This is a genomic window from Micromonospora cremea, assembly GCF_900143515.1.
In the GTDB taxonomy this organism is placed as follows: Bacteria; Actinomycetota; Actinomycetes; order Mycobacteriales; family Micromonosporaceae; genus Micromonospora; species Micromonospora cremea.
Window position 1 is genome coordinate 2,099,993 of record NZ_FSQT01000001.1, and the last position, 14,204, is coordinate 2,114,196.

Consider the following 14,204-nt stretch of genomic DNA (forward strand, 5'->3'; position numbering starts at 1 on the left):
AACAGACCGAGGGGGCGGGCCATGGCCACCCTGTCCGACGTGGCGCGGCGCGCGGGCGTCTCGCCCGCCACCGCCTCCCGCGTGATCAATGGCAGCAGCAAGCCCGTCACCGACGAGCTGCGCGAGCGGGTGCTCGCCGCCGTGGCCGAGTTGCAGTACGTGCCGAACGCGCACGCCCAGTTGCTGGCCCGCTCGCACCGCAGCGCGGTCGGCGTGATCGTGCACGACGTCTCCGACCCGTACTTCGCCGAGATCACCCGCGGGCTGCAACGCGTCGCCACCGACCAGGGCCGGCTGCTGATGATCTGCAACAGCTACCGCGACCCGGACCGCGAGTTGGAGTACGTGGAGCTGCTGCGCGGCCACCAGGTGGCGGCGCTGATCCTGGCCGGCTCCGGCTATCACGACGACGCGTTCACCCGGCAGCTCAACGAGAAGCTCGCCGCGTACGAGGCGACCGGTGGGCGGGTCGCGGTGATCGGCCGGCACGAACACTCGGGTGACGCGGTGATGCCGGACAACCGGGCCGGCGGCTACCTGGCCGGTCGGGAGCTGTGCGAGCTGGGACACCGGGCGATCGGCGTCGTCGCCGGCCCGCGCATCCTCACCACCACCACCGACCGGCTGGCCGGGCTCCGGCAGGCCCTCGCCGAGCAGGGTTGCGACGTGCCCGCGCGGCGCATCCGGTACGCCGAGTTCGACCGCGACGGCGGCGCCGAGGCCACCGCCCGGCTGCTCGACGCCGACCCGGAGCTGACCGCGATCGTGGCGCTCAACGACTCGATGGCCATCGGCGCGCTCGCCACCCTGCGGGCCCGTTCCCTGGCCGTGCCGCAGCGCGTCTCGGTGGTGGGCTTCGACGACATGCCGATCGCCCGGGACGTGACTCCGGCGTTGACCACCGTGCGGCTGCCACTGGTCGACATGGGGGTCCGCGCGATGTCCCTGGTGCTCGGCGCGGAGGCGCCGGCGCCCCGGGTCGAGGTGCTCCCCGCCGAGCTGGTCCGGCGGGACACCGCCGGCCCCGCTCCGCAGTCCACACGGGACACCGCCGGTGCGGTGCCGCGTCCGCGTCGGGTTGACGACGCCTCGTGACCGTGACCAGCCCGACACAGCGTCCGCTCACGACGGACGACGTGACCTACCTGGTCCGTGCGTCGTTCGGCCCGCACACGCGGGTACGCGACAGCGGCCCGCTGACCGGCGGCGGCTACGCCACGGTCTGGTGGGCGTTGCTCGACGACGACCGTCGCGTGGTGCTGAAGCTGGCCCCGCCCGCCGGTACGCGCCTGCTGCGCTACGAGCGCGGGCTCTGCGCGGCCGAGGCACGATACTTCCGGCTGGTCGCCGAGCGGGCGCAGGAGGTGCCCGTTCCTCCGGTGCTGCACCACGGCACCGACCCGGCGTACGGCGAGTGGCTGGTCACCGGGATGCTGCCCGGCCGGTCGCTGCGCGAGCTGGCCGAGGCCGGCGCGGCGGTCGACGACGGCCCGGCGCGGTACGACCTCGGGGCGGCCCTCGCCGCGCTGCACCGGGTCACCGGCGACCGGTTCGGTTATGACGGCGACCGGGCCGACGGGTCGACCTGGCGGGCCGCCTTCACCGCGATGCTCGACGCGCTGCTCGCCGACGCGGCCGACTGGGACGTCCGGCTGCCGGTCACCGCGGACCGGCTGCGCGCGCTGGTCGGGCGGCACGCCGGCGTGCTGGATGAGGTGCGCCGCCCGGCGCTGCTGCACTTCGACTGCTGGGACGGCAACGTGCTGACCGCGCCCGGCCCGGACGGCCGGCTGCGACTCCGCGGGCTGGTGGACGGCGAACGGTTTCTGCACGGCGATCCGCTGCTGGACCTGGTCTCGCCGCTGCTCTACCGGCGGGTCGAGGACGAGCCGGAGCATCCGCTGCTGCGCGGCTACCGTGCCGCGGCCGCCGAGCCGCTGGTGCTGGACGACGCGTCCCGCCGCTGGCTCAGCCTCTACCGGCTGCACCTGTACCTGCTGATGACGGTGGAGATGCCGAGCCGCGGGATGACCGCGCTGAGCCATCCCGGGCGGCACTCCCGGCTGGCGACCCTGCTCGACGAGGAGCTCGCCGCGCTCGACCAGGAGTGACCTCGGCATAACGGATTGTCCCGGGCCCGTCCCGGGCTTAACCTCCCCCGGTGCAGATTCGGGAGTTCGTCGACCAGGACTGGTCGCAGGTGTGGCCGATCATCGAGGAGGTGATCCGGGCACAGGAGACCTTCCCCTACGACCCCGCGATGACCGCCGAGCAGTCGTACGGCATGTGGGCGGAGGCGGCGCCGGGGCGGACCGTCGTGGCGGTCGACGGCACGCGGGTGCTCGGCACCGCGAAGATGGGCACCAACCGTCCCGGGCCGGGCTCGCACGTGTCCACCGCGAGCTTCATGGTTGCCGCCGACGCGCGCGGGCGGGGCGTGGGCACCGCGCTGTGCCGAGACGCGGTGGCCTGGGCGCGCCGCCAGGGGTACGCCGGGATGCAGTTCAACGCCGTGGTGGAGAGCAACCGGTCGGCGGTCGAGCTGTACCGCCGGGAGGGCTTCGAGGTGGTCGGCACGGTGCCGGGCGCGTTCCGTCACCCCACCCTCGGCCGGGTCAGCCTGCACGTCATGTACCAGGAGTTGTGACCGGACCTGCGGGTGCGGCGGAACCGCTGGCGGGTACGTGGCACTGCCAGGTGCCTGTCGAGCTGCCCCACTTCTGGGGCCGCTCGACAGGCACGGTGGGACAGGCCGGCTCGACGGATGACCGGGGTGGAGCCGCGGCTAACCGGCCTTTCCCGCCGGAATCGGGACGGGCAACCGACGCGGCTCCGCGCCGGCTCGGCGGATCGGGGTGAACAGCCCGCCGATCGCGACCAGCAGACACCCCGCCCCCGCCACGATGGCGACCGCCGCGACGCCGTAACGGGCCGCGGCCCAGGTCAGCGCGACTGCGCCGGCCGGCCCGAGGGCGTAGTGGGTGCTCCAGAACGCCGAGGTGACCCGGCCGAGCAGATGGTCGGGAGTGATCTCCTGGCGCAGGGACATCGAGCAGATCCCGCCCACGCTCAGGCAGCACAGGTACACGCCGGTCAGCGCGGTGACCATCGGCACGGTCGTCGCGAGGCCGACGCCCGCCACGGCGAGACCGCAGACCGCATGTGCGCCGATCCAGGTGACGCCGAAGCCGCGCCGGCGGCGCAGCGGGGCAACCAGGAGCGCCCCGGCGATGGTGCCGACCGCCGCCAGGCCGAGCACCGTGCCGACGGTGCCCTCGGAGCCGCCGAGGTCGTGCGTGACGTGGTAGATCAGCACGTCGGTGAAGCCGTAGGTCAGGAAGATGAAGACCGACAGCAGCACGGTCAGCGCGCGGAGCACGGGGTGACGCCACAGGAACCGCGCCCCGGCCAGGAACTCGACCAGCGGCCGCTGCCGGGTCACCGGCGCGGCGTCGTCGGCCTGGACGGGTCGCAATCGGATCACCCACAGGCCGATCGCGGAGAACGCGAAGCTCGCCGCGTTGACGACGATCGCCACCGCCGGGCCGAACCGGGCCGACACCACGCCGGCCAGCAGCGGGCCGACCACCGCCGCCGCCGCGTACGTCGCCTGCAACCGGCCGTTGGCCTCGGTGATCCGATCCCGGTCGACCAGGTTGCGGACCGCGGTCACCGCGGCGACCCGGAACACCATCCCGGCCGCCTCGCAGATCGGCAGCACGACGAAGAGCAGCCACACCTGCGGCCCGGCGAGCCAGGCCAGTGGCACCAGGCCGTAGAGCACCAGCCGGGCCAGGTCCGCCGCGATCATCAGGGTCCGCCGGTCGTACCGGTCGACCAGCACACCGCCGAAGATCCCGGCGACGACGGACGCCGCGCCCGCGACGGCGGTGAGCAGACCCATCCGGGCCACCGACCCGGTCGCCTGGAGCACCAGCAGCGGCACCGCGAGGTACGCGAACGAGTCGCCGGCCGCGGAGAGCGACTGCGCGATCCAGTACGTGCCGAATGTGCGGTCCCTCCAGAGCGGAGGCCGGACCGTACCGACAGGTCGGCTCATGGCGACGAGGGTAGTGGGTGTGACCGCCCGGCATCGGCTGTGCCGGGCGTCACACCAACCCATGTCACGAATCGCCGGGCGACGCGCATCTCGTGGTCGTCACACAACGAGAGAGGCCCGACGATGAGCACATCACACGAAGCCGGCACGGCCACCACGCACCGCGTGCTGATCCTGGGCGCGGGGTACGCGGGCATGGCCGCGGCGATCCAGCTCGCGGCCCGCACGAAGCGGCGCACCGACGTGCAGGTGACCCTGGTGAACGCGCAGGAGCGGTTCACCGAACGGTTGCGGCTGCACATGGTGGCGACCGGTCAGCACCTGCACGAGCGGGACATCCCGGCGCTCCTGGCCGACGCCGGCGCCCGGTTCGTCCGCGGGTGGGTCACGGCGGTGGACGCGCACGCGAAGACCGTCCGGATCGACGACAGCCGGGTGCTGCACTACGACACGCTGGTGTACGGGTTGGGCAGCGTGGCCGACACGACGCTGGTGCCCGGGGTCGAGGACCACGCGTACACCCTGGACAGCGCCCAGGACGCGGCGTCGCTGGCCGACCGGCTGGCGCGGCTCGCCGACGGCACGGTGGTGGTCGTCGGCAGTGGGCTGACCGGGGTCGAGTCGGCCGCGGAGATCGCCGAGCGGTACCCGCGGCTGAACGTGGTACTGGCGGGCCGGCAGGAACCGGGCGCCAGCATGAACCCCAGGGCCCGGGATTATCTGCGGGCCGCGCTCGATCGTCTCGGTGTCCAGGTGCACAGCGGGACGGCGGTGACCAAGGTGCTGCCCGACTCGGTCGAGCTGGCGGGCGAGACGAGCATCGCGGCCGATGTCGTCCTGTGGACGGGCGGCACTCGCGTGTCACCGCTGGCGGCCGCCGCGGGCCTGACCGTCGACCAGCGCGGTCGTGTCGTCACCGACGCCACACTGCGGTCGGTGTCGCACCCCGACGTGTACGCGATCGGCGACGCGGCGGCGATCCGCCAGGGCTACGGCAACATGCACGGCACCTGCCAGAGCGGCATGCCGACCGGCGTGCACGCGGCGGTGTCGATCGCCCGCGCGCTGGACGGCAGGCAGCCCAGGCCGTTCCGGTTCGGCTACTACCACACCCCGGTGAGCCTGGGCCGGCATGACGCGGTCGTGCAGTTCACCCACCCCGATGACAGCCCGCGCCGAGTGTGTCTGACCGGCCGCGCGGCGGTCTGGTACAAGGAGACGGTGAGCGCATCCCCCTGGCCGACCTACCTCCGCATGGTGAAGCTGCCCTCCTCCGGCGCGTTCTGGCCGCACGGTGGGCGCTTCACCCGGCTCCGGGACGCGCGGTGACCCGCCCGCAGTCGGACGCCGACCAGGAGATCTTCCACCGCCATCGCAACCTGCTGTTCTCGGTGGCCTACCGCATCCTCGGCTCGGCGGCCGACGCCGAGGACGCCGTCCAGGACGCGTGGATCAAATGGTCCGGGGCCGACCGCTCCCAGGTGGCCGACCCCAAGGCGTACCTGGCGCGCATCGTCTCGAATCTCGCGCTGCAACGTCTGCGCTCCAGCCAGCACCGACGCGAGACCTACGTGGGGCCGTGGCTTCCCGAGCCCGTCCTGACCGAAGGCGACACCGCGGACGCCGTCACCGACGCCGAGTCGGTGTCGATGGCGATGCTGGTGGTGTTGGAAACGCTCAGTCCGCTCGAGCGGGCGGTGTTCGTCCTGAAGGAGGTCTTCGACTTCAGCCATGGCGAGATCGCGGTGGCGGTGGAACGCTCCGAGGTCGCCGTGCGCCAGGCCGCGCACCGCGCTCGGGAGCACGTGCGCGCCCGGCGCCCACGCTTCACGGCGGACCGGTCGCAGCAGCGTGGGGTGACCGAGCGATTCCTCGCCGCGGCGACCGGCGGCGACATCAACACCCTGTTGGAGTTGCTGTCGCCGGACGTCACGTTGTGGACCGACGGCGGCGGCAAGGTCCGCCAGGCTCTGCGCCCGATCGTGGGTGCGGAGACGGTCGCCGCCTGGTTCGCGGCCATCGGCACCGTCACCTACCAGGGCGTCCGGCCCGACGACATGCGCGCCACCCTGGTTGAGATCAACAACGGGCCGGGCCTGGTGTTCAGCGGGGCCGGCCGGGTGATCGCCACCGTCACCTTCGACATCGACGCCGACGGCCGCATCACCACCATTCACAACGTCGCCAACCCGGACAAGCTCCGAGCCGTCGGCGACGGCACCACCCACGACCTCGCCACGAGCTGAGCCGGCCGCGGGAAGGATCCCGCGGCCGGCTCCGGGTCGGTACGAAACGTGGTCAGCGCTGGCGCAGCGGTGCCAGCGCGGTGCTCCAGGCCACGACCTGGTCGAGGGTGACGCCGAGGGCGTCCCGCTGGTGCTCGTTGGGCTTGAAGACGCTGAAGTTCTCGAAGTCGGTGAAGAGCGACAGCGCGACCTGGGACCGCACGTCGGCCATCTGGAGCTCACCGGAGATCAGCCGCAGGTGCTCGACGGCGCGCGCGCCGCCGACCGAGCCGTAGCTGACGAAGCCGACGGCCTTGTTGTTCCACTCGGCGTAGAGGAAGTCGATGGCGTTCTTCAGGGCGCCCGAGGTGGAGTGGTTGTACTCGGGCGTGACCATCACGAACCCGTCGAACGACGCGATGGTCTCGGCCCAGCGCAGCGTGTGCGGCTGGGTGTACTGGCCCATCGCCGGCGGGTACGCCTCGTCGAGGTGCGGCAGCTTGTAGTCGAGCAGGTCGATCAGCTCGAACTCCGCGTCGGAGCGCTGCTTGGCGACCTCGAGGACCCAGCGGGCGACGGCTTCGCCGTTGCGGCCCGGGCGGGTGCTCCCGAGGATGATCCCGATCCTGGTCATGGTTGCGCCTTTCAGAAGGTCCTTGCCTGGCGACGTGAACGCTAGCCAGTTGTTGCTTGGTCAAGCAAACTCTTCCTCCATGTCGAGGATCACAGCACGGGTCGGCAGTTGCTCGGTCAAGCAACTAGGATGGGGGTATGTCCGGCAACTCCGCAGAACCCCTTCGCCCCCTCAACCCCGACGAGGAGGCGCTGGTCCGCTCCCTGGGCCAATTGATGTTCGTCCTGCCTCGGGCCATCGACGCCGACATGACCGGCGACCGTCAGCTACCGCTGACCGAGTACACCGCCCTCCGGGTCCTCTCCGAGGCGCCGGGCCGGCAGCTACGGATGAACGAACTCGCCGCGGAGTGCCAACTCTCGCTCAGCGGGATGACCCGCACCATCACCCGGTTGGAGACGCAGGGCCTGGTCGAGCGGGTCCGCAGCGAGCAGGACGCCCGCGGCTGGAACGCCGTTCTCACCGCCGCCGGCTTCACCCGGCTGGAGGAGTCCTGGCCGAGCCACCTGGCCGCCGTGCGGCGGCGGTTCCTGGACCACCTCGAAGGCTTCGATCTCGTCCAGCTGGCCCGCGCGTTCCGGCAGATCGGCACGGCCGACTGAGCCGAAGCGCGACCGGTGTCACCGGGCCGGCGCGTAGCGGGCCAGCGGATTGGTCAGCGTGCCGACGAACTGGAGGGCGGCCGACGGGTCGGCCAGGTCGATCATCTGCTGGTTGTCGCGCAGTTGCAGCCGGTTGAGGCAGGACAGCGCGAACTCCGGGGCGAACAGGTCGTAGCGGCGGGCCCGCTCGGCCAGGTGCGGCACCCGGTCCAGGTAGTCGGCGGCGCAGGCCACGACCGTGCGCCAGAACACCTCCTCGGCCAGCACGCCGGCCTCGACCAGCACCGCGTTGAGGTGACGCAGGAAGCAGTCGACCACGTCGGTGAAGATGCTCAGCAGCTTGGTGTCGTCGGGCACCTCGACCCGGATCCGCTCCACCGCGGGCGGCAGCTCGACCTCGGCGCACATCACCGCGATCTCCTCGGCGATGTCCTTGAAGATCACCCGCTCGACGGTGTCCCGCTCGTCGAGGACCAGGATGACGTTCTCGCCGTGCGGCATGAAGGCCAGATCGTGGGCGTAGAAGCTGTGCAGCAGCGGGGTCAGGTAGGCGTCCAGGTAGCGGCGCAGCCACACCTCGGGCGCCAGCCCGGACCGGGCGATCAGCTCCGCCGCCAGCGAGCCGCCGGCACTGTCCACGTGCAGCAGCGCGGCCATGGTGGTCAACCGTCGGCCCGGGGCCAGGCCGGGCACCGGGCTCTCTCGCCACAGCGCGGCCAGCATCTTCCGGTACGGCGAGGTGCGGTCGGTGGCCGCCTCGTACTGCCGGTGCCGGTAGCCCACCGCGGCCCGCTCCCGGATGATCGTCAGCCCGGTGCCGGTCAGCACCTCGTCGCCCGCGATCAGGTCGGCCAGCCAGTCGTTGATGGCCGGGGTGGCCGCCATGTACGCGGCCGACAGCCCGCGCATGAAGCCCATGTTCAGCACCGAAAGCGCGGTCTTGACGTAGTGCCGGCCCGGCGCGGTCACGTTGAAGAACGTACGGATGGACTGCTGGGCGAGGTGCTCGTCGGACCCGGGGCCGAGGTGCACGAGCCGGCGCTCGGCCAGCTCGCCGGCGAAGGTGACCGCCAGCTTGTTCCACCACTGCCACGGGTGCGCCGGGATCAGGTGGTAGTCGGCGAGGTCCAGCCCGAGGCCGGCCATCGTGGCGGCGAACCGGGCCCGGGTGTCCGGGTCCAACTCGCTCTCGATCAGGGTGTCGTAGTCGAGGTCGGCGGCGCTGCTGAACGTCGAGTGGTCGCGGTGCGCGGCCAGCCATTCCAGCCGGACCGGGGCGGCGGCCTCCGGGGCGTACCGGTGGTACTCGTCGACGCCGAAGCCGAGCCGGCCGTTGTTGGCCACGAAGCAGGGGTGACCCTCGGTCATCGACGTCTCGATGGTCTGAAAGTCCGCCTCGGCCAGCTCGGCGGCGCTCGGCGCGGGCCGAGCCAGCTTGTACGCGGTGCCGGCGAGGGTGGAGGTGATCTCCTCCAGGTAAACCGGAAGCACCCGCGCGGAGAGCCCGAGGGAGTCGCGCAGCTCGACGATCAGGTCCACCGCGTCGGGTGGGACCGGCGTGCCGTCGCGGTGCCGGGTGATGCTGTCCGCGTCGATCTGCCAGTGCGCCAACGCGAGCACCCGCGCGGCGAACCGGTACGTGACCGTGCCGTCGTCGCTGCGCACCTCGTACCACCGTCGGTCGTCGCCGGCGCCTGGCACGGGCACGGGGGTGATCAGCCGTTCGTGGGTGAACTCGGCGAGCGCCTTGCGGACCAGCAGCCGGTTGGCCCGGGCCCAGAGCTGCGGGGTGAGATGCCCGACCGGGTCGTCGGCGGCCGACCTGGCGGCGGAGGACGGCTGGGTGGGGACGGCGGTGGCGGTCACGCCGGGGCTCCTTCGGTTCGGGTGGCGGCGGCGGGGTCGGCGGCGGCGCGGTCGATGGCGGCGTGGAACTGGGCCCGGGTGCAGACGCTCAACAGCGCCTCCTTCTCGGACTTGGCGACGGCGCCGACGACCTCGAAGCCGACGGCGGCGTTCAGCGCGTGCACGGCGGTGTTGCGCACGTCCGGCTCGACCACCACCCGGCGGGTCGCCGGGTCGGCGAAGAGCCAGGCCATGACGGTGGTGATGACCGCGCGGGTGAACCCGTGCACCGGGGCGTCGGTGGGTGCGCAGAGGAAGTGCATGCCCACGTCGGCGGGCTGGGCGTCGTACAGGCCGACCAGCTCGACGTGGGCCGGGTCGTAGCGTTCGGCCAGGAAGGCGGGCCGCCCGTCGCACAGGCCGAGGTACGCGTCGTGGTGCGGGTGGGCGGCGATCCGCCGGTACTCCTCGGCCACGCCGGCCGGGTCGGCGTCCTGCATCAACCAGAACGCCGCCTTCGGGTGGGTCACCCAGGAGTGCAGCAGCGCGGCGTCGGCGTCCGGGTCGAGGGTACGCAGCGCGAACTCACCGAGCCGATCGTCGACGCGGGTGAAGACGACGGTCACGACGCCACCCCGGCGGGCGCGCCGAACTCCTGGAAGGTGATGCTCTTCTCGATCGGGTAGTGCTCCCGGCCGAGCAGCTCCCGGATGACCCACGAGTTGCGGTACGCGCCCATGCCCAGGTCCGGTGAGGTGATGCTGTGCGTGTGGGTGCCCGCGTTCTGCAGGAAGATGCCCCGGCCGCTGTGGTCGATGCTGTAGTTGCGGGCCACGTCGAACCGGCCGTGCGCGTCCCAGCGGATCCGGTCGCGCACCGGCGTGAGGAATTCCGGCACCCGGTAGTGGTAGCCGGTCGCCAGCACCAGGCCCTCGGTCCGCAGGTCGAAGTCGCGCTCCTGCTCCACCTGGCGCAACCCCAGCGTGTACGCCCCGTCATGGTGGTCGGCGCTGGTCAGCTCGGTGTTGGTGAGCAGCCGGGTGTTCACCGGACCGTCGACGCTGTGCGCGTAGAGCAGGTCGTAGATGTCGTTGATCAGGTCGGCGTTGATCCCCTTGAACAGGCCCTTCTGCTCGGACTCCAGCCGGTAGCGGGTCGCCTCGGGCAGCGCGTGGAAATAGTCCACGTAGTCCGGTGAGGTCATCTCCAGGGTGAGCTTGGTGTATTCGAGCGGGAAGAACCGCGGCGAGCGGGTGACCCAGTTCAGCTGGTAGCCGTACCGGTCGAGGTCGCCGAGCAGGTCGTAGTAGATCTCGGCGGCGCTCTGCCCGCTGCCCACCACGGTGATGCTGCGCTTGGTGCGCAGCGCGTCCCGGTGCTCCAGGTAGCGCGAGTTGTGCACCGCGTCCCCGGGCAACCCGGCGACCGCGGGCGGCAGGTGCGGTGGGATGCCGGTGCCGAGCACCAGGTGCCGGGCACGGTATTCCACCGTCTCCCCCGCGGCGGTGTTGACTCGCACCACGTACCGCTCGTCGACGGGGTCGTACTCCACGGCGGTGACCGTCTGGCCGAAGCGCAGGTTCGGCAGCTTCGCCGCCGCCCACCGGCAGTAGGCGTCGTACTCGCTGCGCAGCGGGTAGAAGCTCTCCCGGATGTAGAACGGGTAGAGCCGGCCGATCTCCTTCAGGTAGTTGAGGAAGGAGTACGGCGAGGTCGGGTCCGCGAGGCTGACCAGATCGGCGATGAACGGGGTCTGCAACCGGGCCGACTCCAGCAGCATGCCGGGGTGCCAGGCCAGGCTCGGCCGGGCCTCCAGGAACACCCCGTCCAGCTCGTCGATCGGCGCGGTGAGGCAGGCCAGGCCCAGGTTGTACGGGCCCAGCCCGATGGCGATGAAGTCGTGGGTGGACATCCGGCCCTCCAGGCGCGGGTTCGGGATCACCGGCATCAGCCGACGTGGCAGGTCAGGTCGGCGGCGGTGTGCTCATGCACGTACCGGCCGGCGTGGGCGGCGATCAGTTCGAGCACGTGGTCGACGTCGTCGACGGTCGTGGCCGGGTTCAGCAGGGTGAACTTCAGGAAGTGCCGGCCGTCCACCCGGGTCCCGGCGACCACTGCGGCGCCGGAGGCGGCCAGCGCCTCCCGGGCGTGCAGGTTGGCCGCGTCGGCCAGTTCCCGGCCCGGGCCGGTGGGCAGGTAGCGGAAGACCACCGTGCTCAGCTCGGAACGGGTCACCACCTCGAAGCGGGGATCCTCGCTGACCAGCTGCCAGGCGTCGGCGGCCCGGTCGACCACCTCGTCGAAGAGCGCGCCGAGCGCGTCCGGGCCCATCACCCGCAGGGTCAGCCAGAGCTTCAGCGCGTCGAAGCGGCGGGTGGTCTGCATGCTCTTGTCGACCTGGTTGGGGATCCGCTGCTCCACCATCCGCGCCGGGTTGAGGTAGTCGGCGTGGTAGGTGGCGTGCCGCAGCACCCGCCGGTCGCGGACCAGCAGCGCGCTGGAGCTGACCGGCTGGAAGAACGACTTGTGGTAGTCCACCGTCACCGAGTCGGCCCGTTCGATGCCGTCGAGCAGGTGCCGGCGGGTCGGCGAGACCAGCAGCCCGCAGCCGTACGCGGCGTCCACGTGCAGCCACACGCTGGCCGACGCGCAGACCCGGGCCAGCTCGGCGATCGGGTCGATGGAGCCGAAGTCGGTGGTGCCGGCGGTGCCGGCGACCGCCATGACCACCAGCCCGGCCAGCCGGCACCGGGCGATCTCGTCACGGACGGCGGCGGGCCGGATCCGTCGCTGCGGATCGGTGGGCACCGCGATCACCGCGTCCGGAGCCAGGCCGAGCAGCTTGGCCGACTTCTGCACGCTGAAGTGACCGGCCGCGGAGGTGAGCACGCGCAGCCGGGGCAGCAGGTCGGCGCGGGCCGCCGGGGTGGTCGCGGCGAGGCACGCCTCCTCCCGGGCCAGCAGCAGCGCCTGGAGGTTGGACTGACTGCCTCCGCTGGTGAAGACGCCGTCGGCGTTCGGGCCGAGGCCGATCCGCTCGGCGGTCCAGTCGATCAGACGCCGTTCGATGAGGGTGGCCCCGGCGCTCTGGTCCCAGGTGTCCAGGGAGGAGTTCACCGCGGTGAGCACCGCCTCGCCGAGCAGCGCCGGGATGGCCACCGGGCAGTTGAGGTGGGCGAGGTAACGGGGGTGGTGGAACCAGACGGCGTCGCGCAGGTAGACGTCCTCCAGCTCGTCCAGCGCGGCGTTGGCGTCGCCCAAGGGACGGTCCAGGTCGACGCGGTCGACCACGGGGGCCAGCTCGGCCGGGGTGATCCCGGTGCCGGGCCGGTCCACGGCGGCCATCCGGCGGGCGACCCGATCGACGCCGTCGGCGAGTGTCCGCCGGTACTGCTCGACCGAGTCGCCGTGCAGCAGGTGGGCCCGCGCGGCGGCCGCCGCCGATGGCGGCGCGATGATCTCGACGGGGTACGTCGGCACGGTCACGGGATGTCCTCCACGTTCTCGACGATGGGCAGCCGGAACCCGCCCCCGGCGCGGTCGCGCCGGGGGCGTGCTGCTTTCGGATGGGTCGCCGGTCAGGCGGTGGCGCCGGCCGGTGCCTCGGCGCGCAGGTCGTCCTCCGAGAGCCCGCCCCGCCGGTAGCCGGCACAGGTCACCCGCCGGCCGACGGGGCTCGCGGTCACGGCGTCAGCTGACCTTCTTCGCGTTCCGGATGGCGGTGGCGAGGTTCTCCAACAGCGGCGCGGAGCCGGCGTACGAGAAGCGGGGCACCGTGTCCCACGGGGTCACCTGGTTGGCCTTGACCGCCGGCAGCTGCTGCCAGGTGGGCTTCGCGGTGAGGTCCTTGGGCTGCAACGCGGTGCTGCGGTTGTCCAGCAGGATCAGGTCGGCCGGGAACTTGCCGGCGTTCTCCCAGCTCAGCGCCTCGAAGTAGTCGCCGGCTTCGAGTTTGGTGGGGACCACGATGTCCACGCCCAGCTCGGCGAAGTACATCAGGTCGGTGCTCACCCTGGGGTTGGAGACGTAGAACAGGTCGGGGCTGCCGGAGCAGGCCATGACCTTGATCCCCGGGTTGGCCTTCACCGCCTGGCGGACCGCCTCGGCACCGGCCTCGAAGCGGGCCTTCGCGTCGGTGACCTTCTTGGCAGACAGGTCCGCGCCGAGCGACTCGGCCAGCGCGGCGTACCGCTCGATCGGCTTGGTCATCGGCACCCGGGCGGTGGTGATCGCCACGCTCGGCGCCAGCGGCAGGATCTTGGCCTTGCTCTCGTCCGGCACGTACCAGAGCGCGTCCGGGTCGTACATGTGGGTGACCAGCAGCTCGGGGCGCAGCGCCGCGTACTTCTCCAGGCTGAACTCGCCCCACACGTTGCCGAGGATCTCCACGGCCTCGATGTTCAGGTCGCCGGCCTGCGGTTCGGCCGTGCCGTCGGCGCGCTTGGTCTCACCGAACACGCCAACGAGGTGCTTGTCGAGACCGAAATCGATCAGGGCGGCAGCCACCCCCGTGAAGGCCACCACGCGGGTCGGACGAGCCGCCGCCTCGACCTTCTGGTTGCGGTCGTCGGTGAACGACCACGGGCCACTTCCGGTGCTGGCAGCGGGTTTCGCGGTGTCGTCCTTGCCGCAGCCGGCGAGCAGGGTGGCCAGCGTGGCGACGCCACCGGCGGCCAGCAGGCCGCGACGGGAGAGGCGACGGGCGGACAGGGCATCGGGCATGGCGGTGTCTTTCGATCAGTGGACGGCCGGGGTCGACCAGGACAGCGGGGTTAGGTTAGCCTAACCTCGTTAGTTGTCAACAGCGGTACGTCGTGTCGCCACACCCCGGAGCCCAC

General features: G+C 72.0%; 13 protein-coding genes. 6 read left to right on the forward strand and 7 right to left on the reverse strand.

The features are described 5' to 3' along the window. The first annotated feature begins 21 nt into the window (after positions 1-21). Genes BUS84_RS09685 through BUS84_RS09695 form a run of 3 tightly spaced genes read left to right on the forward strand, consistent with a single transcriptional unit; the run spans position 22 to position 2,647 of the window. A complete protein-coding gene (locus BUS84_RS09685; protein WP_074310672.1) occupies positions 22-1,095 on the forward strand; it encodes a LacI family DNA-binding transcriptional regulator in 1,074 nt (357 codons plus the stop codon). A gap of 2 nt (positions 1,096-1,097) precedes the next feature. Further along, positions 1,098-2,111: a phosphotransferase family protein gene (locus BUS84_RS09690; protein WP_074312402.1), complete on the forward strand. Its 1,014-nt coding sequence runs from the start codon at positions 1,098-1,100 to the stop codon at positions 2,109-2,111. Positions 2,112-2,161: 50 nt separating this feature from the next. Continuing rightward, positions 2,162-2,647: a GNAT family N-acetyltransferase gene (locus tag BUS84_RS09695; RefSeq protein ID WP_074310674.1), complete on the forward strand. Its 486-nt coding sequence runs from the start codon at positions 2,162-2,164 to the stop codon at positions 2,645-2,647. 138 nt (positions 2,648-2,785) lie between these two features. Here BUS84_RS09695 and BUS84_RS09700 read toward each other — a convergent pair whose 3' ends face one another. After that, positions 2,786-4,060 (reverse strand): MFS transporter, encoded by a 1,275-nt coding sequence (locus tag BUS84_RS09700; RefSeq protein ID WP_074310676.1) that lies wholly within the window; start codon positions 4,058-4,060, stop codon positions 2,786-2,788. Between the two features lie 123 nt (positions 4,061-4,183). On the opposite strand from BUS84_RS09700, the gene BUS84_RS09705 reads away from it, so the two are divergent. Then, positions 4,184-5,389, forward strand: coding sequence for an NAD(P)/FAD-dependent oxidoreductase (locus BUS84_RS09705; RefSeq protein ID WP_074310678.1), 1,206 nt, complete (start codon positions 4,184-4,186; stop codon positions 5,387-5,389). Beyond that, a complete protein-coding gene (locus tag BUS84_RS09710; RefSeq protein ID WP_074310680.1) occupies positions 5,386-6,306 on the forward strand; it encodes an RNA polymerase sigma-70 factor in 921 nt (306 codons plus the stop codon). The genes BUS84_RS09705 and BUS84_RS09710 overlap by 4 nt, the downstream gene beginning before the upstream one ends. A gap of 52 nt (positions 6,307-6,358) precedes the next feature. Here the strand turns inward: BUS84_RS09710 and BUS84_RS09715 are convergent, their stop codons facing one another. Continuing rightward, positions 6,359-6,919, reverse strand: a complete 561-nt coding sequence (locus BUS84_RS09715) for an NADPH-dependent FMN reductase (RefSeq protein ID WP_074310682.1) — start codon at positions 6,917-6,919, stop codon at positions 6,359-6,361. Between the two features lie 137 nt (positions 6,920-7,056). Here BUS84_RS09715 and BUS84_RS09720 point away from each other — a divergent pair, with 137 nt between their 5' ends. After that, complete coding sequence (locus tag BUS84_RS09720) at positions 7,057-7,521, forward strand: MarR family winged helix-turn-helix transcriptional regulator (protein WP_074310684.1); 465 nt, start codon at positions 7,057-7,059, stop codon at positions 7,519-7,521. Positions 7,522-7,539: 18 nt separating this feature from the next. On the opposite strand, the gene BUS84_RS09725 is transcribed toward BUS84_RS09720, so the two are convergent. From BUS84_RS09725 to BUS84_RS09745, 5 genes are all read right to left on the reverse strand, one after another. Continuing rightward, positions 7,540-9,387 carry an IucA/IucC family protein gene (locus BUS84_RS09725; RefSeq protein ID WP_084757304.1) on the reverse strand — a complete coding sequence of 616 codons (1,848 nt, stop codon included), beginning with the start codon at positions 9,385-9,387 and terminating at the stop codon, positions 7,540-7,542. Beyond that, entirely contained in the window at positions 9,384-9,992 is a 609-nt protein-coding gene (locus BUS84_RS09730; protein ID WP_074310686.1) for a GNAT family N-acetyltransferase, read from the reverse strand. The genes BUS84_RS09725 and BUS84_RS09730 overlap by 4 nt, the downstream gene beginning before the upstream one ends. Further along, positions 9,989-11,278, reverse strand: coding sequence for a lysine N(6)-hydroxylase/L-ornithine N(5)-oxygenase family protein (locus BUS84_RS09735; protein WP_074312404.1), 1,290 nt, complete (start codon positions 11,276-11,278; stop codon positions 9,989-9,991). Before BUS84_RS09735 ends, BUS84_RS09730 begins: the two co-directional genes overlap by 4 nt. A gap of 35 nt (positions 11,279-11,313) precedes the next feature. Beyond that, positions 11,314-12,852 (reverse strand): pyridoxal phosphate-dependent decarboxylase family protein, encoded by a 1,539-nt coding sequence (locus tag BUS84_RS09740; RefSeq protein ID WP_074310688.1) that lies wholly within the window; start codon positions 12,850-12,852, stop codon positions 11,314-11,316. A 204-nt stretch (positions 12,853-13,056) separates the two neighbouring features. Further along, entirely contained in the window at positions 13,057-14,088 is a 1,032-nt protein-coding gene (locus BUS84_RS09745) for an ABC transporter substrate-binding protein (RefSeq protein WP_074310690.1), read from the reverse strand. Positions 14,089-14,204: the final 116 nt, after the last annotated feature.

Bases quoted from the DNA above. Each gene is read 5' to 3' on its own strand.
- BUS84_RS09735 (WP_074312404.1), bottom strand. From the start codon at position 11,278: ATGTCCACCCACGACTTCATCGCCATCGGGCTGGGCCCGTACAACCTG.
- BUS84_RS09705 (WP_074310678.1), top strand. From the start codon at position 4,184: ATGAGCACATCACACGAAGCCGGCACGGCCACCACGCACCGCGTGCTG.
- BUS84_RS09745 (WP_074310690.1), bottom strand. From the start codon at position 14,088: ATGCCCGATGCCCTGTCCGCCCGTCGCCTCTCCCGTCGCGGCCTGCTG.
- BUS84_RS09715 (WP_074310682.1), bottom strand. From the start codon at position 6,919: ATGACCAGGATCGGGATCATCCTCGGGAGCACCCGCCCGGGCCGCAAC.
- BUS84_RS09685 (WP_074310672.1), top strand. From the start codon at position 22: ATGGCCACCCTGTCCGACGTGGCGCGGCGCGCGGGCGTCTCGCCCGCC.
- BUS84_RS09700 (WP_074310676.1), bottom strand. From the start codon at position 4,060: ATGAGCCGACCTGTCGGTACGGTCCGGCCTCCGCTCTGGAGGGACCGC.
- BUS84_RS09720 (WP_074310684.1), top strand. From the start codon at position 7,057: ATGTCCGGCAACTCCGCAGAACCCCTTCGCCCCCTCAACCCCGACGAG.